General features: G+C 72.5%; 21 protein-coding genes. 12 read left to right on the forward strand and 9 right to left on the reverse strand.

Annotated features, from left to right (window positions below):
• The first annotated feature begins 60 nt into the window (after positions 1-60).
• Positions 61-1,167: a histidine kinase gene (locus AB0J87_RS13380; RefSeq protein ID WP_363964969.1), complete on the forward strand. Its 1,107-nt coding sequence runs from the start codon at positions 61-63 to the stop codon at positions 1,165-1,167.
• Positions 1,107-1,745, forward strand: coding sequence for a response regulator transcription factor (locus tag AB0J87_RS13385; protein WP_363964971.1), 639 nt, complete (start codon positions 1,107-1,109; stop codon positions 1,743-1,745). Before AB0J87_RS13380 ends, AB0J87_RS13385 begins: the two co-directional genes overlap by 61 nt.
• Positions 1,746-1,771: 26 nt before the next feature.
• Here the strand turns inward: AB0J87_RS13385 and AB0J87_RS13390 are convergent, their stop codons facing one another.
• From AB0J87_RS13390 to AB0J87_RS13405, 4 genes are all read right to left on the reverse strand, one after another.
• A complete protein-coding gene (locus AB0J87_RS13390) occupies positions 1,772-2,755 on the reverse strand; it encodes an FkbM family methyltransferase (RefSeq protein ID WP_363964973.1) in 984 nt (327 codons plus the stop codon).
• Between the two features lie 51 nt (positions 2,756-2,806).
• Positions 2,807-3,577: a DUF2267 domain-containing protein gene (locus AB0J87_RS13395; RefSeq protein ID WP_363964975.1), complete on the reverse strand. Its 771-nt coding sequence runs from the start codon at positions 3,575-3,577 to the stop codon at positions 2,807-2,809.
• Between the two features lie 83 nt (positions 3,578-3,660).
• Entirely contained in the window at positions 3,661-3,891 is a 231-nt protein-coding gene (locus AB0J87_RS13400) for a three-helix bundle dimerization domain-containing protein (RefSeq protein WP_363964977.1), read from the reverse strand.
• 90 nt (positions 3,892-3,981) lie between these two features.
• On the reverse strand, positions 3,982-4,341 hold the full coding sequence (locus tag AB0J87_RS13405; RefSeq protein WP_350742907.1) for a luciferase family protein: 360 nt from the start codon (positions 4,339-4,341) through the stop codon (positions 3,982-3,984).
• 224 nt (positions 4,342-4,565) lie between these two features.
• Here AB0J87_RS13405 and AB0J87_RS13410 point away from each other — a divergent pair, with 224 nt between their 5' ends.
• From AB0J87_RS13410 to AB0J87_RS13420, 3 genes are all read left to right on the forward strand, one after another.
• The gene (locus AB0J87_RS13410; RefSeq protein ID WP_363964980.1) at positions 4,566-5,969 is read left to right on the forward strand and encodes an alkaline phosphatase PhoX; all 1,404 of its coding nucleotides are present in this window, start codon (positions 4,566-4,568) and stop codon (positions 5,967-5,969) included.
• A gap of 252 nt (positions 5,970-6,221) precedes the next feature.
• Positions 6,222-7,640, forward strand: coding sequence for an amidase (locus AB0J87_RS13415; protein WP_363964982.1), 1,419 nt, complete (start codon positions 6,222-6,224; stop codon positions 7,638-7,640).
• Positions 7,641-7,723: 83 nt separating this feature from the next.
• Entirely contained in the window at positions 7,724-8,683 is a 960-nt protein-coding gene (locus AB0J87_RS13420) for a hypothetical protein (RefSeq protein ID WP_363964984.1), read from the forward strand.
• A 7-nt stretch (positions 8,684-8,690) separates the two neighbouring features.
• On the opposite strand, the gene AB0J87_RS13425 is transcribed toward AB0J87_RS13420, so the two are convergent.
• Complete coding sequence (locus tag AB0J87_RS13425) at positions 8,691-9,632, reverse strand: LysR family transcriptional regulator (protein ID WP_363964986.1); 942 nt, start codon at positions 9,630-9,632, stop codon at positions 8,691-8,693.
• Between the two features lie 73 nt (positions 9,633-9,705).
• On the opposite strand from AB0J87_RS13425, the gene AB0J87_RS13430 reads away from it, so the two are divergent.
• Together AB0J87_RS13430 and AB0J87_RS13435 are read left to right on the forward strand one after the other, a co-directional pair.
• Positions 9,706-11,043, forward strand: coding sequence for an MFS transporter (locus AB0J87_RS13430; protein ID WP_363964988.1), 1,338 nt, complete (start codon positions 9,706-9,708; stop codon positions 11,041-11,043).
• Entirely contained in the window at positions 11,040-13,262 is a 2,223-nt protein-coding gene (locus AB0J87_RS13435; protein WP_363964989.1) for an arylsulfatase, read from the forward strand. The genes AB0J87_RS13430 and AB0J87_RS13435 overlap by 4 nt, the downstream gene beginning before the upstream one ends.
• 203 nt (positions 13,263-13,465) lie before the next feature.
• On the opposite strand, the gene AB0J87_RS13440 is transcribed toward AB0J87_RS13435, so the two are convergent.
• A complete protein-coding gene (locus tag AB0J87_RS13440) occupies positions 13,466-14,296 on the reverse strand; it encodes a trypsin-like serine protease (protein WP_363964991.1) in 831 nt (276 codons plus the stop codon).
• A gap of 130 nt (positions 14,297-14,426) precedes the next feature.
• Between AB0J87_RS13440 and AB0J87_RS13445 the strand changes: the two genes are divergently transcribed.
• Genes AB0J87_RS13445 through AB0J87_RS13455 form a run of 3 tightly spaced genes read left to right on the forward strand, consistent with a single transcriptional unit; the run spans position 14,427 to position 17,449 of the window.
• Complete coding sequence (locus tag AB0J87_RS13445; protein WP_363964993.1) at positions 14,427-15,572, forward strand: acyl-CoA dehydrogenase family protein; 1,146 nt, start codon at positions 14,427-14,429, stop codon at positions 15,570-15,572.
• A 40-nt stretch (positions 15,573-15,612) separates the two neighbouring features.
• Positions 15,613-16,644: an acyl-CoA dehydrogenase family protein gene (locus tag AB0J87_RS13450; RefSeq protein WP_363964995.1), complete on the forward strand. Its 1,032-nt coding sequence runs from the start codon at positions 15,613-15,615 to the stop codon at positions 16,642-16,644.
• 16 nt (positions 16,645-16,660) lie between these two features.
• Positions 16,661-17,449, forward strand: coding sequence for an enoyl-CoA hydratase-related protein (locus AB0J87_RS13455; RefSeq protein ID WP_363964997.1), 789 nt, complete (start codon positions 16,661-16,663; stop codon positions 17,447-17,449).
• 3 nt (positions 17,450-17,452) lie between these two features.
• Here the strand turns inward: AB0J87_RS13455 and AB0J87_RS13460 are convergent, their stop codons facing one another.
• The 3 genes from AB0J87_RS13460 to AB0J87_RS13470 all read right to left on the reverse strand — a co-directional run bounded on the left by AB0J87_RS13460 (position 17,453) and on the right by AB0J87_RS13470 (position 19,701).
• A complete protein-coding gene (locus AB0J87_RS13460; protein ID WP_363964999.1) occupies positions 17,453-17,956 on the reverse strand; it encodes a cupin domain-containing protein in 504 nt (167 codons plus the stop codon).
• Positions 17,957-17,979: 23 nt separating this feature from the next.
• Positions 17,980-18,579 (reverse strand): TetR/AcrR family transcriptional regulator, encoded by a 600-nt coding sequence (locus AB0J87_RS13465; RefSeq protein ID WP_363965000.1) that lies wholly within the window; start codon positions 18,577-18,579, stop codon positions 17,980-17,982.
• Positions 18,580-18,762: 183 nt separating this feature from the next.
• Positions 18,763-19,701, reverse strand: coding sequence for a LysR family transcriptional regulator (locus tag AB0J87_RS13470; RefSeq protein WP_363965002.1), 939 nt, complete (start codon positions 19,699-19,701; stop codon positions 18,763-18,765).
• A 115-nt stretch (positions 19,702-19,816) separates the two neighbouring features.
• Between AB0J87_RS13470 and AB0J87_RS13475 the strand changes: the two genes are divergently transcribed.
• Both AB0J87_RS13475 and AB0J87_RS13480 read left to right on the forward strand, forming a co-directional pair.
• On the forward strand, positions 19,817-20,734 hold the full coding sequence (locus tag AB0J87_RS13475) for an NAD(P)H-binding protein (protein WP_363965004.1): 918 nt from the start codon (positions 19,817-19,819) through the stop codon (positions 20,732-20,734).
• Positions 20,724-21,089 (forward strand): darcynin family protein, encoded by a 366-nt coding sequence (locus AB0J87_RS13480; RefSeq protein ID WP_363965006.1) that lies wholly within the window; start codon positions 20,724-20,726, stop codon positions 21,087-21,089. The genes AB0J87_RS13475 and AB0J87_RS13480 overlap by 11 nt, the downstream gene beginning before the upstream one ends.
• The last annotated feature ends 18 nt before the right edge of the window (positions 21,090-21,107 follow it).

Raw genomic sequence — 21,107 nt, forward strand, 5'->3', positions numbered from 1 at the left:
GTTGCGGTGAGCACGTGGGGAGTTCCGGTCGGTGTCCGGTCTGCGCGTATCGTCGGTCCGGTGAGCTTGATGTGGGTCGCCGACGCCGTACCGGCACTGGCCGCGGTCTCGTTCGCGGCCTCCACGTCGTTCCGTCCGCGGCTCAGGTCGCGCCTGCCCGAGCTGACGCTCCTGGCCGCGGCCGTCTCCCTGGCCGTCACGCTCGCCCACGTCATGGGCGCGGTGGAGGCGGCGCCGGGCGCCGACGCGCTGGGGATGGCCGAGGGGCTGGCGCTCGCGGCGCTGGCCGGCCTGGTCGTCCGGTACGCGCCGCCCCGGCGGGCGGCCCCGGCCGCGTCGGCGGCGGGCCTGGCCGGGGCCGTCTGGCTGCTGCGGTTCTTCTTCCCGGTCTCGTGGCTGGAAGCGGTGGGCGCGTCCGCGTTCTGGGGCCTGGGCGCGCTCCTGGCCGCCGCCGTGGGCGGCTACCTGCGCTTCCTCGACGTACGGCAGGCGCGCGCGGCGGCCGACGCCCGGACCGAGCTGCGGCTGCGGCTGGCCCGGGACCTGCACGACTTCGTCGCCCACGACATCAGCGAGATGGTGGCGCACGCCCAGGCGGGCATGGTGGCGGGCGATCCGCTGGACGCCCTCGAACGCGTCGAGGCGGCCGGCCAGCGCGCCCTGTCGATGCTGGACCGGACCCTGGACACGCTGCACCACGACCGGCCCCTCACCCCCGCGGGCGATCTCGACGGCATCCGCGCCGCCGCCGAGCGCTTCTCCGAGGCGGGACCCGCCGAGGTCCGCCTGCGCATGGACGCGTTGCCGGCGGTGCCCGCGGACACCGGGGCCCTGGCCTACCGGATCGTGATCGAGGGGCTGACCAACGTGCGGCGGCACGCCCCAGGGGCGGCCCGGGTCGATCTCGCCGTGACCGCCGGGTCCGGCGCGCTCGAGATCACCATGACCAACGACGGCGTGGCGGGAACGCGGGGCGGCCGGCGAGGCGGGTCCGGCCTGCCGGCGCTGGCCGCGCTCGTCCGGGAGCAGGGCGGTGACCTGGTGGCGCGGGCCGTACCGGACGGGTGGTCGCTGGCCGCCCGCCTGCCGCTGGCACAATCGCCGGGGTGGCCATCCGCATCCTCATCGCCGACGACCAGGAAGGCATCCGCGCCGCCTTCCGGCTGATCCTCGACGCCCAGCCCGACATGACCGTCGTGGCCGAGGCCGCCGACGGCCGGGCCGCGATCGAGACCGCCAGGGCGATCGGGCCCGACGTCGTGCTCGCCGACATCCGCATGCCCGGGGCCGACGGCATCGAGGTGGCCCGCGCGCTGGCGGGCAGCGGCATCCACGTCGTGATCGTCACCACGTTCGGGCTGGACGAGTACGTCGACGCGGCGTTGCGGCACGGCGCCTCAGGATTCATCCTCAAGCGCTCCGGCCCCGCGCTGCTCGTCGAGGCCGTCCGGGCCGCGATGAACGGCGACATGCTCATCAGCCCCCAGCTCACCGTCCGGCTGCTCCGGCAGCGCGGCCTGCCCGAGACACCCCCCGCGGCGCCGCACGTCGTCCTCACCGAGCGCGAGGACGAGATCGTGGCGATGGTGGCGCACGGCAGGACCAACGCCGAGATCGCCGCGGAGCTCTTCCTCGCGCCGGGCACGGTCAAGAACCACATCGCCGCGATCCAGCGCAAGATCGACGCCAGGAACCGGGTCGCCATCGCCGCGTGGGCCTGGGCCACCGGCAGGGCCGAGCCGTGATCCCTCAGTGATCCCTCAGTGATCCCTCAGGGTGAGCCGAGGCCGTGCCACTGCCGCAACGCGTCGAGGTGCTCCGGCCTGCCGACGGCGGCGAGGTTGGAGCGGTAGAGGCCGATCGCGTGCGGGTCGTCGAGCTCGGCCCGCGTGCACGGCCGCAGGACGTTGTCCAGCTCGTCGATCACGAAGACCCAGGGGTAGCGGTCGAAGACGAGGTCGAGCAGCTCGCCCGCGGCGCAGCCGCAGTTCTCCTGGAGCTCGGGATGCACCTCGAACAGCAGCGCCGGCAGCGCGGCCAGGCTCTCGGCCGCGCCCCGCAGCACGAAGCCCTCGTACCCCTCGACGTCGATCTTGATGAGGTCGGGCGGGCCCAGGCCGCCGTCGGCGAGGTAGGCGTCGATCGAGGTCATGGGCATGGTGAGGGTGCCGGCGGCGGTGCCGACGTTCGCCGCGGCGGCCGAGTGCTTGCCCGTCTGCTCGCCCGACAGGTGCACGGTCAGCCGGCCCGGCGCCGCCCCCACGGCCACGGGCTCGATGGTCACGCGGGCGGCGAGGTCGTTGCGCTCCACGTTGCGCCGCAGGTAACCGATGTTCTCCGGCACCGGCTCGAAGGCGATCAGGCTGCCGTCCTCGGGCAGGCGCGCCGCGCCGGTGCAGGTGTAGACGCCGATGTTCGCCCCCACGTCGAGGACGGAACGGCTGATCGAGGCCAGCCGCTCGAAGACGCCGACCTCGAACTCCTCGTAGTACCCCGCCGAGACCGAAGGCATGATCGTCGCGTCCCACGCGGGGCCGGTCAGCACGACGCCCCGGTAACGCGCCTCGGCGTCGCGGTCGCCGGTGGCCACCCCCAGCCGGAACACCGTGTGGTAGAGCCGGTTGACCAGGGCGAAGCGCCGGATGCTGCGACCGCGCAGGAGCCTGCGGGCCAGGGGACTCCGGTTCGCCGCCCTGGCCGCCCGCATCACCCGGATGGCGAGCCCCTGCCGTAGCCGCTTGATCAAGGTGACCATGACAGGCATTCTGCTCGAACAGTCGCCAAATATTCGTGTAAATGGTGATTGTCAGGGACGTGGTAGCAGGGTCCGGTATTCGTCGGGCAGCCGGCCCGCCAGGTCGGCGTACTCCTCGCCGGCGATCGACTCGCGCAGCATGGTGAAGACCGCCTTGGCGTGCTCGCGAGCCCGCTCGGGGGAGACGCCCTCGCGCGTGGCGATCCGGCGGACGAACTCCTCCAGCGGGAGCTCCCGGCCGGAACCCCCGCCCACTCCGCGCTTCAGCGGCGCGTGCAGCTGGACGGGCAGCTGGCCGACCAGGTCCTCGACCTTGCCCGGGGCGATGCGCTCGGCGAGCGTCTCCAGCGCCGCCTCGGTGGCCCGGCGCGCGCCCGAGTAGTCGAGCCCGGCCCGTTCCGCGACCCCGGCCAGGAACTCCCCGGCCGGCACGATCTCGACGTACCCGCGTCCGGCCTCCGCGACCAGGGCCTCGAAGTCGTCCGGGAGGTCGGCCGCCATGTCGGCGAACTCCTCGGGGCTCACCGCCTGCCCCATCGCCCAGAAGACCGCGCGGGTGTGCCGCCCGGCCGTCTCGACGTCGACCCCGGCGCGCTCGGCCACCCGCCGCAGGAACTCCTCGACGCCGAAGGTCTCGGGGTCCCGTTCGGTGTAGAGCCAGGGCATCGCCTCCGGAGGCAGCTCCCTGAGCAGATCGCGGCTCTCGTCCTTGGAGAGCCGCTCGGAGAGCGTACGGAGCGTGGCCTGCACGGCGCGTTCGGCGGCCTGGGGTCCCGCCCCGGTCTGCTGCTCCACGATCTTGAGCAACTGGTCGTAGTACATCCCCGCTCCCCGCGCCGAGCCTGTCGTGTTCCGCCGGCTCAGCTACCCCGGAAAGGGAGACCGTCACCCGTCAGGCGGTCCCGTCAGCTGGTGCCGCCGCACAGCAGCTCCCTGGAGCCGCGCAGCAGCTCCTTGGAATCGTGTTCCACCAGCACCGGGATGAAATCGCGCACCGGGCTGTCGGCGAATCGGTCATAGGCCGTCCGCACTGCCGCCTCTACCTGCTCGGCCGAACGCGTTCCGGTGAATCTGGCGACCAGCCTGGTCACCACGTCCTGGATCGCCTCACGTTCGAGGCGCTCGTCGTACGCCATGACTTTGTCATAGCACGTTCCAAAGCCCGCCCCATAGAGCACTTTTTCGGTATAAATCAGTCACCATGGGCGGGCGGCCCATGCCCGATATCAGGCGACCTCCGAGGCGGCGTGCGCCTTGATCGCCACGCTGGTCAGCGCCAGCAGCAGATCGAGGTCCGGCTCGGCCTCGACCCTCAGGGTCACCCACGCGTGGTCGGCGTCCACCTGGACCTGATCGCAGTCGCGCAGGTACGGTTCCAGCCGTTCGATCGCGGGCTCCGTCAGGCACAGGCGCACCTCGTCCGCGCCGGTCAGGCGCAGGATCTCGGTGCCGCGGACGGTGAAGGCCATGCCACGCCTGGTGTCGCTCAGCTCCAGGGCCGGCCAGGACAACAGCTGGGCCACCGCGCGGGCCACGTACGGCCCCCGGCGCCCGGTCGATCGCCGCCTGGCGGAAATGACTGTCACGTTTCCATGCTGATGCACCGCACCACGGACCCGCCATCGTCCGTTCTTCAACTGTTATCCGCGTCGTGAGAATTTCGAACCCCGACCCGCTCACCAGGGCGCCGGACGGAACCGGTTGTTCATCCGGCGTTCATCATGCGGACTGCGGGCGGCGCGGCGGCCGTCTCCGTGGCATCGTTGGGTCGGCTGGTGTACCTGCGCCCAGACGCTAGAGGAGATGTCCCGTGTCCTCACCTGTTTCTCGTCGTTCCTTCCTCGGCCGCACCGCGGCGGGGAGCCTTGGCATCGCGTTAGCCGGCAGCATCGAGACCATCGCCGGTCCTGCCGCGCTCGCCGCCACCCGGCCCCCGCTCGGCTACGGCCCGCTGGTCCCCGACCCGGCCGGCATCCTGGCCCTGCCCGCCGGATTCTCGTACCGCGTCGTCGCGGAGGCGGGGGTGACGCTGCTGGAGAGCGGCGAGCCGACCCCGAGCGACGCCGACGGCACCGCGGCCTTCCCGCACGGCCGGGGTGCCACGCTGGTCAACAACCACGAGATCGGAGGCAGCGAGCCGTATCGGGTGCCGGCGCTGCCCGGCCTCACCTACGACCCCGGCGCCGGGGGCGGCACCACGAACATCGACGTGGACGCGCACGGCGAGCGGATCCGCGAATACGTCAGCCTGGCCGGCACCCACAACAACTGCGCCGGCGGCAAGACCCCGTGGAACACCTGGCTGACCTGCGAGGAGACCGAGCAGCGTGCCGGCGGGGCCTACCAGAAGGACCACGGTTACGTCTTCGAGGTCGACCCGTTCGACCGCGAGGCCAACCAGGACCCGGTGCCGCTGAAGTTCCTCGGCCGCTACTCGCACGAGGCCGTCGCCGTCGACCCGAGGACGTCGGCGATCTACCTGACCGAGGACGCCGGCGGGCCGAACGGGCTCTACTACCGGTGGACCCCGCCGAGGAAGTTCCACGGCCGCAAGGGCGCGCTGCGGGCGCTGGCGCTGTCCGAGGGCGGCGACACCGCGGGCAAGCTGGAGGCGCTGAGCTGCTACCGGGACGACACGCACATCGCCGACCTGTCGGAGGCGACCGAGCCGGGCACGCGCTTCAAGGCCCGCTGGGTCGAGGTTCCCGACCGTGACGCGAAGGCCCAGTCGGTGCGCCTGCAGTTCGCCAACGACCAGGTCACCCGCAGCCGCAAGCTGGAGGGCGCCTGGTGGGGCGACGGCGGCGCGTACTTCGTGGCCAGCTTCGCCCGGCACACCGACGGCAGCGTCAACGAGCACGACGGCCAGGTGTGGTTCTACGACCCGCGCACCGAGACGGTCACGCTCAAGGTCATCTTCGGCGTCAACCCCGACCCGAGCCAGGACACCAACTACGACGGACCCGACAACATCACGGTCTCCCCGTACGGCGGGGTGATCCTCGCCGAAGACGGCGAGGGCATCCAGCACCTGGTGGGCGTCAGCGCGCAGGGCAAGTCGTACCCGCTGGCCCGCAACGACCTCAACGACAGCGAGTTCACCGGCCCGACCTTCAGCGCCGACGGCCGCATCCTGTTCGCCAACATCCAGTCGCCCGGCCACGTGTTCGCCATCACCGGCCCGTGGAAGCGCTCCGGGCACGCCGCCGACTGACGCCGGCCCGCCCTCCCGGCGCACGAGCCGTGCGCCGGGAGGACCCCGGTCGCGGGGAAAACCGCTCGACGGCCCTGGGCGGCACCCGCCACCATGGGTCGTGATGTACCGAGCGTAGAAGCACCTCGATCACAGCAGGGGATGGCCCCCGAGTCGCGGCCATCGCCGCTGTTCAGGCTGTTCGTCATCGGCGGCGCCCCGGGCGCCGCCCACCGCCACATGTGATCGAGGACGCTCAGAAGGAGGCTCTTCATGGAGCTCCATGAATACGCAAGGTACGACGCCGTCGGGATCGCGGATCTGATCAGGTCGGGCGAGGTCACCGCCGACGAGGTCGAGGCCACCGCCAGGCGGGCCCTGGAGCAGGCGGACGCGCAGGTCAACGGCCTGGCCTTGCCAATTTTTAGGCCGGCGCTGGACCATGCCGGGGACGGCCCGTTCGCCGGGGTGCCGTTCCTGATCAAGGACCACGGGCCGGTGGCCGAGGGGGTGCCGTTCACTCTCGGCAGCCGGGCCCTGCCGGGCATCGTCCCCGGGCGCGACACCGAGCTGATGGCCCGCTTCCGGGCCGCCGGCCTGGTCACGCTGGGCCTGACCACCGTCCCGGAGCTGTGCCTCAGCTTCGCCACCGAATCGCTCAGGTACGGGCCCACCCGCAACCCCTGGGACCTGGACAGGGGCGTGGGCGGGTCGAGCGGCGGCGCGGCCGCCCTGGTCGCCGCCGGCGCGGTGCCCGTCGCGCACGCCAGCGACGGAGCCGGGTCCATCCGCGTCCCGGCCTCCTGCTGCGGGCTGGTCGGGCTCAAGCCGAGCCGCGGCCGGATCACCTGCGGGCCCGACGCGGGCGAGGCGATGCTCGGCATGTCGTACGAGTTCGCGCTCACGCGGACCGTCCGCGACGCCGCGCACCTCCTGGACGCCGTCCAGGGACCCGGCATCGGCGACAAGTACACCGCGCCGCCCCCGCGGCGACGCTACGCCGACGAGGTCGGGGCCGACCCCGGCCGGCTGAGGGTGGCGGTGACCACCAAGGCCTGGTCGGGGGCCGAGGTGGACGGCCGGGTGGCCGAGGCGGCGCTCCGCGTGGGCCACGCGCTGGAGCGGGCCGGGCACCACGTCACCGAGGCCGCCCCGGACGTGGACCAGGAGGCGGTCATGCGCAGCCTGGCGGCCGAAAGCGTGGCGATCGCCTCCACGCTGCTCCTGGCCCCCAGACAGCCGGACCCGGCCCGGATGGAGGCCGTCTCCCGTCAGGCCCTGCGGGCGGCGCGGGAGTACACCGGGCTGGACCTGCTCGCCGCCTTCGACGCCCAGAACCGGCTTACCCGCTCCGCGGGCGCGTTCTTCACCGAGCACGACCTGCTCGTCACTCCCACGCTGGCCCGCCTGCCCGCGCCGCACGGCACGCTGCGCTACGACGATCCCGAACACACGCTGACGAGCTGGCTGGAGTCGCTCGACGGCTACGGGCCGTTCACGGTGCTGTTCAACGTCACCGGGCAGCCCGCGATCAGCCTGCCGCTCGGCCACGCCGACGGGCTGCCCGTCGGCGTGCAGATCGTCGCCCCTTACGGCCGCGAGGATCTGCTGTTCCGGATCGCCGCCCACCTGGAACAGGCGATGCCCTGGAAGGACCGGACTCCTCCGGTCTTCGTGGGAAACCGTTCCTAGGTGCCGAACGGCACGGTCGCCGGGGTCAAGAGGTGCCGAACGGCATCTGGCCCCGGCGACCGGGTCCCGGAAGGCTTGATCGCATGGAAACCCTCACTTCCGGCCGGCGCGGCTACGCGGCGGCGCTGTGGGCGCTGGGCTACGGCCTGCTCGGGGCGGCGTGGGCGCTGGGGACGCCCGGCTTCCCCTGGGGCGCCTCGGACCCCGACCCGGACGGGGCGCTGTCCGTCCTGGCCGGCGCGACGCCGAGCTTCGGCTGGTGGATCGCCGCCGTCGCGCTGCTCGCCCTGGTGACGGCGCTGGCGCTGGCCCGCGGCGACGGCGGCCGAGCCCCGCTCTACCTGGCCTGGCCGATCGCCGTGCTCCTGATCCTGGTCGTCCCCGACTCCCGGCTCATGATGGGCCTGGCCTACACGCCCCTCCTGCTGGTCGCGCCGCTGTTCGGCTGGAGCCTGGGCGGCGTCACCCTCGCCGACGCCTGGCCGTGGCCGGTGCTCAACCAGCTCGTCTGCGTGCTCGGCGGACTGCTCCTGGCCGCCGCGGCGCTGTCGTACGGCCGCGGCCGGGACGCCGCGCGCTGGTTCACCCCCGAGCGGGGGCGCCGGGCCGTGTACGTGGCGGTCGCGGTGCCGCTGGTGTACTGCCTGACCCGGTGGGCCTGGGCCCTGGGCATCCCGCTCGGCGTGACCCCGGAGTTCCTCGCCCAGGGAGAGGACGGCCTGTGGCTGGCCGGCGCGTACCTGGCGACCTTCGGCGCGTTCGGCGGCGTGCTCACGCTCGGGCTGACCCAGCGGTGGGGCGAGGTCTTCCCGCGCTGGATCCCCGGCCTGCGCGGCAGGCGGGTGCCGCCCCTGCTGGCGGTCATCCCGGCCGGGTTCGTCTCGATCGTCGTCACCGTGGCCGGGCTGACCTACATCAGGTCCACGATCGCCGGCCGGTTCACCCTGGACGAATGGGGCGCCTGGCTCCCGGAGTGCTTCTGGCCGATCTGGGGCGCCGCCCTGGCCACCGCCACGATCTGCTACTTCCGGCGCCGTTCCTAGCGGCGGGTCACTGCGGCCAGGCGGCGGTGCGGGCGGTCAGGGCCGGGGCCTCCTGGTGGAGGAGGTCGAGGAAGGCGTCCACCGGCCTGGTGGACACGCGTCCGGCCTTCCGGTAGACGCGGATCTCCCGCTGCCACAAGGGGGCCGGCAGCGGCCGGGTCACCACGTCGTCCCCGAACACCGCGACCTGCGCGGCGAACGCGCCCAGGATCGCCACCCCCAGACCGGCCGCCACCATGGCCGAGATCGTGGTGGCCTGCGCGATCACCATGATCTCGACGGGGTCGGCGCCGACGCGGTCGAGCCGGTCGCGGTAGTCGGCCCAGCCGGCGTACGGGTCGCCGGTGACCATGACGGTCTCCTGGGACAGCAGCCTGAGGTCCACCGGCGAGGCCGTGGCCAGCGGGTGGCCTTTCGGGGCCACCAGCACGATCTTCTCGTGGAACAGGTGCGCGGAGGGGACGTTGTGGTACACCTGCGGCACGTCCGAGGTGCGCAGCGCGATGTCGAGCTCGCCGCGGGCGATGGCCTCCTCCAGTTGCAGCGGGTCGCCCTCGCGCAGCACCACTGTCACCCCGGGGTGCAGCCGCCTGAACCGCTGCATCAGCGGCGCCAGGAGCACCGCGCTCAGCCCCGGGTAACCGCCCACCGTGACCCGGCCCTTGAGCTCGGCGCGCAGGGTCCGCACCTCGTCCACTCCGGTCTGGATCGCGGCCAGCGCCGCGCGGGCCTTGGGCAGGAACCTGGCGCCGGCGGCGGTGAGCGTGACCTCCTTGCTGGTACGGATGAGCAGCGTGTCGCCGAGCGCCTGCTCCAGGGCGGCGACGTGCGCGCTGACCCGGGGCTGCGAGCGGCCCAGGACGCGCCCCGCGGCGGTGAAGCCCCCGTGGTCCACGACCGCCACGAAGGTGGCCAGCCAGCTCAGCTGCAGGTCCAGGCGTTCGATCATCCGGAAAACGTATGGTTTTGAGCCGGGCCATGGCAATAGACGAATGGTTGCGCCTGTCCTAAATTCCCGGAATATGACGAGCGAGATTGTGGAGTTCGATGCCGGACGCATGACCAGAGGTCAGCGCAGGATCGCGCTGACCGCCATCGGCGGTTACTACGTGGACGGCTACGACCTGCTGGTCCTGTCCGGGGCCCTGCTCGGAATCGTGCCCGACCTCTCCCCGGACCCCGGCGTCCTCGGCCTGGTGGGCGCGTCCGCGTTCGTCGGGATGGCCCTCGGCTCCCTGCTGACCGGCCCGCTGACCGACCGCTTCGGCCGGCGGCCGGTGTTCTTCGCCTCGATGGCCGTCTTCGTGCTGGCCTCGCTCGGCTTCCTGTTCGTGAACGACGTGTGGCAGCTCATCGCGCTGCGGTTCTGCGTCGGGTTCGCGATCGGCGCGGACATGCCGGCCTCGGCCGCCCTGATCACGGAGTTCATCCCGTCCAGGAGGCGCGGGACGTTCACCGGCCTGGGCGGGGTGGCCTGGATGCTGGGCGCGCTGACCGCCATCGCCGTCACGCTGCTGGTCTTCACCGCTTCCGGGGTGGAGCACTGGCGCTGGGTGATGGCGACCGGGGCCGTCGCGGCGGTGCTGCTGCTCTTCCTGCGCCGCCGTACGCCGGAGTCGCCGTACTGGCTGCGTGCCCATGGCCGCCACGAGGAGGCCGTGGCCGCCTGGCGGTACGCCACCTCCGGCGAGGCGGGCTCGCCCGAGCCCGCCGCGACGGGCGGCGGGCAGCCGGCCCCGCTGCGGATGCTGTTTCGCCGGCCGCTGGCGATCATGATGGTCATGCTCTGCGTGTACTGGGGCTGCAACAACCTGTACGGCTCGGCCATCCTGCTCTACCAGCCCAGCCTGATCAAACGCATCGTCACGCCGAGCACGTTCACCTCGCTGCTGTTCACCGCCTGCACGACGGCGCTGGCCGTGATCCTGGGCCTGATCGTCTGCCTGTGGGTGATCGAGTCGATCGGCCGCCGCTTCATCGCGATCACCGGCACGGCCGTCGCCGCCGCGTGCACGTTCGTCATCTGGGCCGGGTTCGGCACCTCGTGGCTCGTGCTGGCGGCCTTCGCCGTCACGATCGCGGTGATCAACGGCGGCACCTCGCTGGCCTTCTACTCCTGGGCGCCCGAGCTGTTCCCGGCGGGGGTGCGGGGGCGGGCCGTCGGCATCGTCAACATGGTCGGCAAGACGGGCAGCGTGGTCGGCACGCTGGCGCTGCCCAGCATGTTCGAGGCGCTCGGCGCCGTCTCCTTCCTGGTCATCTCGGCCCTGGCCGTGCTGAACGCCGCGGTGACCTTCAAACTGGCCCCGGAGACCCGCGGCCTGACCCTGCGCCAGCTCGAAGAAAGGACGCATGCATGACCTCGGGGCACGTGGGACGTACCTACCAGGACTCCACGCCGTGGTGGCCGCAGCCGCCCAGGCCCCGAGAGGGCGCGCCGGACGTGATCGTGGTCGTCCTCGACGACGTCGGGTTCGGCAGCCTCGGCTGCTACGGATCCGAGATCGCCACCCCCACGATGGACGCCCTGGCCGCCGGCGGGCTGCGCTACACCAACTTCCACGTCACGCCGCTGTGCTCGCCCACCCGCGCCTCGCTGCTCACCGGCCGCAACCACCACGCCGTCGGCATGTCCCTGCTGTCCAACGCCGACAGCGGCTTCCCCGGCAAGCGCGGCACCGTGACCCACCGCGCGGCCACGATCGCCGAGGTGCTGCGCGACACCGGCTACAACACCTACGCCTTCGGCAAGTGGCACCTGGCGCCCATGGACCGGACCAGCGCGATCGGCCCCTACGACCAGTGGCCGCTGGGCCGGGGCTTCGACCGCTACTACGGCTTCCTCGAGGGCATCAGCGACCAGTACTTTCCCGAGCTGGTCCAGGACAACCACCGGGTGGAGCCGCCGCGGACGCCGGAGGAGGGCTACCACCTCACCGAGGACCTCGTCGACCGGGCCATCGCCTGCGTCTCCGACCACAAGTCGGTGGGGCCGGACAAGCCGTACCTCCTCTACCTGGCCATGGGGGCGGGCCACGCGCCGCACCAGGCGCCCGAGGAGTACCTGCGGCGCTACCGGGGCCGCTACGACGAGGGCTGGGACCTGATCAGGGAGCGCCGCCACGCCCGGCAGGTCGAGCTCGGGATCATCCCGCCCGGCACCGCGCTGGCGCCCCGCAACGACGGGGTGCGGCCCTGGGCCGAGCTCCCCGAGGAGGAACGCGCGGTCGCCGCCCGGCTGCACGAGGCGTTCGCCGCGATGCTGGAGCACACCGACGCCCACCTCGCCCGGCTCATCGCCCACCTGGAGCACATCGGCACCCGCGAGAACACGCTGTTCGTGCTCCTGTCGGACAACGGCGCCAGCCAGGAGGGCGGCGCGCTCGGCAACACCAACTCGATCGCCTACGAGAACGGCGACGCCGTCTCCCACGCCGACAATTTCGCTCGCCTCGACGAGATCGGCGGCTTCCGTTGCCACGGCAACTACCCCTGGGGCTGGGCGCAGGCGGGCAACACCCCGCTCAAGCGCTACAAGCAAAATACGCATGCCGGGGGAGTCCGGGCCCCGCTCATTGTCTCCTGGCCGGGGCGGGTCCCCGAGGGAGGCGTACGGACGCAGTTCCACCACGTCATCGACGTGACCCCGACGATCCTGGACGTCGTCGGCGCCGAGATGCCGCAGACGTACCGGGGGCTCCCGCAGCTGCCCGTGCACGGCGTGTCCATGCGCTACACCTTCGACGGCGCCACGGCTCCGACCAGCCGCCCCACCCAGTACTTCGAGATGTACGGGCACCGCGCGATCTGGCACGAGGGCTGGAAGGCCGTGGCCTACCACGAGCGCGGCACCTCCTACGACGACGACCGGTGGGAGCTGTACCACCTGGACGACGACTTCTCCGAGTGCCACGACCTGGCGGCCGAGCGCCCCGACGTGCTCCATGAGCTGATCGGCCGCTGGTGGTCCGAGGCCGACCGGTACGGCGTCTTCCCCCTGGACGACCGCAACTTCGCCGAACGCGCCGCAAAATACCACAGCGCGGCCTCGCCCAGGAGGCGGCGGAGTTTCGTGCTCTACCCGGAGATGAGCCGCATCCCGGGCGGGGTCACGCCGCTGATCTACGACCGCTCGTACCGCATCGACGCCGAGGTACGGCTGCGCGAGGGCGACGAAGGCGTGCTGATCTCCCAGGGTGACGTGAACGGCGGTCACGTCCTGTACGTGGCAGAGGGCCGGCTCCACTACGAGTACAACCACCAGGGCACCCGCTACCGCGTGCACGGCGAGCACCCGCTGCCGCCGGGCGACCACGTCCTGTCGATGATCTTCACGAGGACCGGCCCCTGCCAGGGTGTGGCCGCCCTGGCCGTGGACGGCCGCCCCGACGGCGGCAAGGAGCCGCTCACGACCGCCCGCTACCTGATCGGCTGGCAGGGCCTGGTGCTGGGACGCGACGCGTTGTCGCCGGTGAGCTGGGACTATCCGCGCGGTTTCCCCTTCACCGGCACGATCGAGCGGGTTCGCGTGGAGCTGGACGAGGACGTCCCGGACGCCGTCCACGAGACGTTCGACTGACGGGAGTAACCGGGCGCGCTCGTGACCTGCTCTTGGCGTCCGTCTCAGTACGCTCCCGTGCGTGATGGAAGACAAGAGCCGGAGCAGGCCGCGGATCAGCATCGACGGAGCGGGCATCGAGAGGCGCAGGACGGCGATCCAGGCGCTGGTGGATCAGGCGCCGCCGCCGGCGGCGGAGCGGGTCCCGATGCCCCGCCCCATCTTCAGCCCGCGCTCGGACGGGACGGAAGCGCCGCGATCGCCGCTGACCAGGCATCTCCGGGAAGGGTGACGTACTTGCCGAGGAACTGCCGCGCCGAGGCGGAGTCCAGTCGGTAGTCGTAGTTGGTCTTCCTGCAGGCGTCGTCCGCGCCGGAGATCGTCGTGGCGATGAGGAGGTGCGAGGTGAGCCCGCCCAGGAAGTTCGGGCCGCCCGAGTCGCCGAAGCAGGTGCTCCCGTCGCCCTTGGTGGACAGCGAGAGGTTGAGCCATCTCGGGGTCATGCTCTTGTACGAGATGGTCGCCTGGTGGCGCGTGTCGGTGTAGTGGAAGCTCTGGCCGCGCGGCTTGTTCTTGGTGGGCTTGAGCGAGCCGTACCCGACGGGGGTGAAGCGTGCGGACTCCAGCTTGTTCTGGGCCTTGAGGAGGTCGAGCAGGCCCGCGGCCGGCAGCTGGGCGGGCGTGATGTTCGGGACGGGCTTGCTGAACAGGACGACGGCCATGTCATGGAGGTCGGACTTCTTCGAGAAGCGGGGGTCCGGGATGTAACGGCCGGTGTAGACCTGGCCCCCGCGCTTGTAGTGGCCCGTGAAGGAGACGGTGGCCGTCTTCTGCTTCGGCTCACCGCAGTGGGCGGCGGTGAGGAAGACGGTCGGCGAGATGAGCGTTCCGGTGCAGTACGACCACGTGCCGTCGGGATTCGCCTCATCGGAGATGAGAGCCCCTACTTCCGGGTGAGCGTCACCGTCGGTGAAACCGTTGGTGATGGCCGCTGCCGGAGTCGCGGTGTATGCCAGCGTCGCAGCGGCAACCAGGACAAAAGGGACATAACGCATTCCCGAAGTTTAGGTGTCGAGGGGTGATGAATGGCACATATGGGCAAAAGATCTACTTGTTTTCCTGGGAACGGCCGGTTTGGCCGCGCATTTCCCGGAGTGGGAAGCATCGCGTATATAAGATCCCCTCGTGAATGCTCAGGCCCTGGCGCTCGGCGCGGTCGCCGGGCTGCCGGAGGGGTTACGGGAGCTCCGGGTGCGGGTCAGGCGGTTCCTCGAGGACGAGATCGCCTCCGGCGGCTTCGCCCCCGAGGCCGACGCCTGGATGTCGGGCGTCGATCCGGCCTTCAGCGGCCGCCTGGCCGGGCGCGGGTGGGTGGGGATGACGATCCCCGCGGCGTACGGCGGGCACGGGCGGACCGCGCTGGAGCGCTATGTGGTGACCGAGGAGCTTCTGGCCGCCGGGGCGCCGGTGGCGGCCCATTGGATAGCCGACCGGCAGATCACACCCAGCATCCTGCGTAACGGCACAGAACAACAGAAACAAACGTATCTCCCGCAAATCGCCCGCGCCCAAGGTTTCTTCGCGATCGGCATGTCCGAGCCCGATGCGGGTTCGGACCTGGCCTCGGTCCGGACCCGGGCCGCAGAGGTCGAGGACGGCTGGCGGCTGACGGGCACCAAGGTGTGGACCAGCGTCGCGCACATCGCCACGGCGGTGGTCGTCCTGGCGCGCACCGACGACGCCGGCGACCGGCACGCCGGGCTCTCCCAGTTCATCGTGGACCTGCCCCACCCGGCGGTCTCGATCCGGCCGATCATCACCATCGACGGGGCGCACCACTTCAACGAGGTGGTCTTCGACGACGCGGTGATCCCGGCGGGCGGCCTGCTGGGCCGCCGGGGGGACGGCTGGCGCCAGGTCACCGCGGAGCTGGGCAACGAACGTTCCGGCCCCGAGCGCATCCTCAGCACGCTGCCGCTGCTGCGGGAGTGGGCCCGGCCCGAGAACCTGGGGGACGACCCGGTCGCGCACGCCGAGCTGGGCCGGCTGGTCTCCCGGCTGGTGGCGCTGCGCCGGCTGTCCCTGTCGGTCGCCGCGCGGCTGGCCGCGGGGGAGAGTCCGGCCGTGGCGGCGGCCCTGGTCAAGGACCTGGGCACGGAGTTCGAGGGCGACGTCGTGGACGCCGTGCGGCGACACGTCCGCCCGGAGCCGGGCGGCCGGGGGCTCGCGGCCATGCTGGCCAAGGCCGTCCTGCACGTCCCGGCCTTCACCCTGCGCGGCGGCGCCAACGAGATCCTGCGCTCGATCGTGGCCAAGGAGCTGTCCTCATGACCGCCGACCATCTCCGCGACCTGGCCGAGGAGCTGCTCCGGTGACCGCCGACCACCTCCGCGACCTGGCCGATGCGGTGCGGGGCCTGCTGGACGCGGAGCTGCCAGGCCCGGCGCTCTGGGCCCGGCTGGAGGAGCTGGGTTTCACCTCGCTCACGGTTCCCGAGCCCCAGGGCGGGAGCGGCGGCACGCTCACGGACGCCGCCGTGGTGGTCCGCGAAGCCGGCGCGGCCGGGGCGGCGCTGCCCCTGGCCGAGGCCCTGTTCGTCGCCGGCCCGCTGCTCGCCGCGTCGGGAGCCGCCCTGCCGCCCGGGACGGTGACCGCGTACACCGGCGATCTGGTGGCGGAGCCGGGCCCCCGCGGCCGGTGGCGGGTCACCGGCCCGCTGATCCGCGTACCCTGGCTGAGATCCGCCGATCACCTGGTGGCCCTGGTCAGCACCCCGGACGGGCCGGCCACCGCCGTGCTGCCCGCCCCTGCCGGGCTTTCCCCCGGCGAGAACCTGGCGGGGGAGGAGCGCGACAACGCCGTGCTCGACGGCGCCGAGGCCGCGGTCACACCCCTGCCGCCCGGCCCGTGGCGCCACGAGCTGGAGCTGCACGGGGCCGCGGCGCGGGCGCTGCAGCTGGCCGGCGCCGCCCGCGCCGTACTGACGCTCACCACGCGGCATGTCACCGACCGGGTGCAGTTCGGCAAGCCGCTGGCCCGGTTCCAGGCGGTCCAGCACCGGCTCGCGCGGCTGGCGGCGGACGTGGTCACCGTCGAGGTGGCGGCGGACGCGGCGGTCGCGGCGCTGCGGGACGGCGCCGAGGACCGGGAGCTCGCCGTGGCCTCGGCCAAGGCCGAGGCGTCCGCGCTGGCCCGGTCCGTGGCCGCCGCGGGCCACCAGTTGCACGGCGCGATCGGGTTCACGATGGAGCACCGGCTCGGCTCCTGCACCAGGAGGCTGTGGGCATGGCGCGAGGAACACGGCAACGAGCTCCACTGGCAGCGCAGATGCGCCGACCTGGCGAGAGGATCGGGCGACGTGTGGGAGCTCGTCACCGGCGAGCCGGGATCGAGGCCCCTTTGACGACAGGAGCAGCACCATGACCGCCGAACCGCCCGCCATCACCACCGTCGGCGACGGGATCGCCAGGCTCACCCTGAACAACCCCCGGCGCAAGAACGCCATCACGCTGGAGATGGCCGCCCTCATCGAGGACTTCTGCGCCCGCGTCCACGGTGACGACACCATCGGCGCCGTCCTCGTCGACGGCGCGGGCGCCTACTTCTGCAGCGGCGCCGACACCCGCGACCTGGCCGCCTCCTCCGCCGATCCCGCCGCGCCCGAATCGGTCGCGCGGACCTCGGCCGTGTACGCGGCGTTCGTGCAGGTCGGGCGGCTCCCGGTGCCCAGCGTGTCCCTGGTGACCGGCGGCGCGGTCGGCGCCGGGCTCAACCTCGCCCTGGCCACCGACCTGATGCTGGTCAGCCACGACGCGGTGCTCGACAGCGGGTTCGTGGCGCGCGGCATCCATCCGGGCGGCGGTCACCTGGCCCTGCTCGGCCGCGCGGCCGGATATCAGCACGCCATCGCGCTCGGAGTCCTGGGCGCGGCGCTGTCCGGAGCCGAGGCCGTACGCCGCGGCCTGGCCTGGGACGTGGCCGAGCCGCACGCCATGCTGGACGCCGCCACCCGGCTCGTGGCCATGGCCGCCGCCGACCCCCAGCTGGCCCGGCGGATCAAGCAGAGCGCCACCCTCGAACTCGGCCCGCCCGCGGTGTCCTGGCCGTCGGCGCTGGAGATCGAACGCGGGATGCAGATGTGGTCGCTGGGCCGTAAGGGCAGCCAGGGGTGGGACCGGAAGCCGCCCAAGCCGCCCGTGGAGTCCTGATCGTCAGCCCTGTCCGAGCGAGCGGGCCTCCTTCCACCGCGGGCTGTCGAGGAAGTGGTTGTCGTACAGCTCCTGCGAATCGAGCAGCTCCTCGAGGGTGGCCTCGCCGGTGCGCAGGCGGGCCAGCAGGCGGAAGTACTCGAAGCGCTCCACGCCCGGCGTGATGACGATCAGCAGGTCGGCCTCGGAGCCGGGGGCGGCGGCGAAGGCGTGGGCGACGTTCGGGGGCACCACGGCCATGTCACCCTCCTCCAGGGTGAGCACCTCGTCGCCCGCCAGCACCTGGGCGGCGCCGCCGAGGACGTAGAACAGCTCGCTGGAGGAGGTGTGCAGGTGGGGCACCGCGCCGTCGGCGCCCGGGGTGAGGGTCATGCGGAGGCTGCTCAGGGCGCCTCCGGTGGCGCTGGAGTCGAGCAGGAGCCGGCCGGTGGCCGGGGCTTCGCCGCCGCCGATGATCTCGGCGTCGGCCGCGCGTACGACTGCGGTCTCGGGCGTGATGAGCGACATGGTGAGAAGTCCTTCCTGAGGAGTTACAGGGCGCCATCGAGGGCGGCGGCGACCAGGCGTGCGGCGTAGGCGCGATCCACCGGGTCGCCGGTGATCAGGACGCGGTAGTACAGGGCTCCGGCGAGCTGCTCCAGCAGCGTCATGGGGTCGACGTCGGGGCGGAGCCGGCCCTCGTCGCGGGCTCGTTCGATGAGGCCGCAGGCCAGCGCGTTGCGGCGGGCGTAGACGTCCCGCTCCAGCTCGCCGACGTCGTCGTGGCGCGCGGCGGCGGCGACCAGCTCGGCCACCGTCCCCGCCGAGCGGCTCTCCTGGCCGGGCGGCAGGCCCGCGACCCGCATCCGGTTGAGCCCGGCGGCGACCTTCTCCATGTAGTCGGTGAGGTCGCGCCGGATGTCGCCGGTGTCGGTGATCTCGTCGTGGTCCTGCAGCCTGGCCACGACGGCCAGGGCGAGGTGGTCCTTGGTGGGCCAGCGGCGGTACAGCGTGGTCTTGGCGATGCCGGCCCGCTCGGCCACCTCGTCGGTGGTCAGGCCGCCGTACCCGCGCCGCAGCAGCAGCTCGGTGGCCGCCTGCAGGACGCGTTCGTCGACCTCGGTGTCACGCGGTCGCCCCCGTGGCCTCATGTGGATCCCTCCATTTCGCTACTGGGGTAGCGAAATTCAAGGTACACCGGGGCCGCTCATTTACGCAACCAAAGTTTCGTATATGCCCTCAGGCTGATGACCTTGTGGCCGGCCTTGGCCGGCCGCGGTCGGGTTCGGGCCTGTGTCCGGGGCATCCGGGTCCGCGCGGACCCGCGCCGTCGGCTATTCCTCCCGGGCCGGACGGAGCACCCGGCGCACGGCGCCACGCAGCCACTGGTGGGCCCCGTCCGCGGTGTGGCGCGGGTGCCAGGCCATGCCGATCGTCAGTGGTGGCAGCGGCAGCGGGATTTGCAGCAGGCGTAGTCCCAGCGCGTGCGCCGCGTCGCTGAGTGGTGAAGGGGGCTCGCCCGGCAGTGCGGTCGGCACCAGGCAGACCACGTCGCCGACTGCGGCCAGCGCCATCGCCGCCAGATGTCCGGGCAGGACGGCGCTGACCCGCCGGCTGAGCCCTTGCTCGGCCAAGGCCGCGTCCAGCGGGCCGGTGAAGCGTCCCCGGCGGCTGACCGTGACGTGCTCGGCCGCGGCCAGCCTGGCGGGCGTCAGGGTTCCTTCGGCGAGCGGGTGCCCGGCCCTGACGCCGGCCGCCATCCGCAGCGTGACCAGCTCTTCGACCCGGGTCTCCGGGTCGACGTGGTCGATGGCCCCGATCTCCAGATCGATCCGGCCCTCGCGCAGCGCGGGGCCCGCCTCCCACTCCTCGGCCAGCACCCGCAGCGAGACGCCCGGCGCCCGGCGCCGGGCCAGCCCGAGCAGACCCGGCGCCAGCGCCGCGCCGACCAGGTCCGAGGCCTGGACGGTGAAGGTGCGCCGCAATGTGGCGGGATCGATCCCGCCGCTCGGGGCGAGCAGTGCCTCCAGCCGGCGCACCACCGCGGCGGCCTCGTCCCGCAGCGCCTCGGCGCGGGGTGTCGGCACCATCGCCTGTCCTGCCCGCACCAGCAGCGGGTCCTGGAGCACCCGGCGCAGCCGGGCCAGGGTGCGGCTCATCGCCGCGGGGGAGGTGTGCAGCCGCGCGGCGGCACGGGTGACGCTCTGCTCGGTCAGCAGGGCGTCGAGGGCGACGGCGAGGTTGGCGTCGAGGTTCGGGTCTGGGCTGCTCACCGGCATTATTCCGTTTCAGGCAATGATTGGATGCTGAAGTTCCCATTGTGGCAATGCGGTGCCGGTCTGCACGATCAAAGGGCCTTACCGATCCGACATAGACCGCGAGGTTTTCATGATCGTCATTACCGCCCCCACCGGGAACATCGGCCGGCGGCTGCTGTCGCTGCTGGTCGAGGCCGCGCCCGCACGCGGAGAGGAGTTGCGCGTCGTGGTCCGCGATCCTGCCCGGCTCCCCGAGGCCGTGCGCGGACGGGTCGAGGTGGTCACCGGCTCGCACGGTGACGCCGCGACCGTCGAGCGCGCCTTCACCGGGGCCGACGCCGTCTTCTGGCTGGTGCCGCCGGACGCCTCGGCCACGCCCGACGAGGCGTACAGCGGCTTCACCCGCCCGGCCGCGCGGGCGTTCGCCGCCCACGGCGTCGGCCATGTCGTCGGCGTCTCGGCGCTCGGCCGCGGCACGCCGCTGGCGGCCCAGGCCGGGCTGGTCACCGCCTCCCTGGCCATGGACGACCTGATCGCCGGCTCCGGCGTCGCCTACCGCGCGCTGGCCAGCCCGTCCTTCTTCGAGAACCTGCTGGAGGAGGCCGACTCGATCCGCGAGCACGGTGTCTTCACCGACACCGTCGCCGCGGACCGTCCGGCCCCGCTGGTGGCCGTCGCCGACATCGCCGCGACGGCGGCCGGGCTGCTGCTGGACCGCTCATGGACCGGCGTCGGCAGTGTCCCGGTGCTCGGCCCGCAGGACCTGTCGCCCGACGACCTGGCCCGCATCATGACCGAGGAGCTGGGCCGTCCGGTCCGCTACCAGCGCCAGCCGCTCGACGAGCTGCGGTCCACCCTGCTCGGCTACGGCCTCAACGAGGCGTTCGTCGAGGGCATGGTCGACATGAAGCGCGCCAAGGACCAGGGCCTGGACTCGGGCGTCGACCGCTCGCCGCAGGCGGGCCCGGCCACCGGATTCGCGCAGTGGTGCGCGCAGACTCTCAAGCCCGCCGTCCTCGCCACACCGGAGGCAGTCGATGCCCACTGACCGAACCGAGCCGCCGGTCACCGCGTTCATGCTGGTCAAGACAACGCCCGAGTGGCTCGCGATGACCGTGGCCGAACGCGTCCAGGCCTTCACCACCCACGTCGTCCCGGTGATCGAGGCCCGCACCCGCGGCGTCCGCTCCCGCTTCTACGACACGGAGTTCTACTCGGCGCGGGTCACCGACATCTGGGTCTGGGAGGCGGACGACCACGACGCCTACCGGCTGCTGATCGACGCGCTGCGCGAAACCCCCTTCTGGGACCGCTACTTCGACGTTGTGGACCTGCTCGTGGGCACCGAGAACGGCTACGCCCGCACCTACGACCTGGAGCCGGTGGCCACCCTCGCCACCTGAGGCTCCTCCCTGACCGGC

Origin of the sequence: Nonomuraea sp. NPDC049625, from assembly GCF_040675285.1 — a bacterium.
Lineage (GTDB): Bacteria > Actinomycetota > Actinomycetes > Streptosporangiales > Streptosporangiaceae > Nonomuraea > Nonomuraea angiospora_A.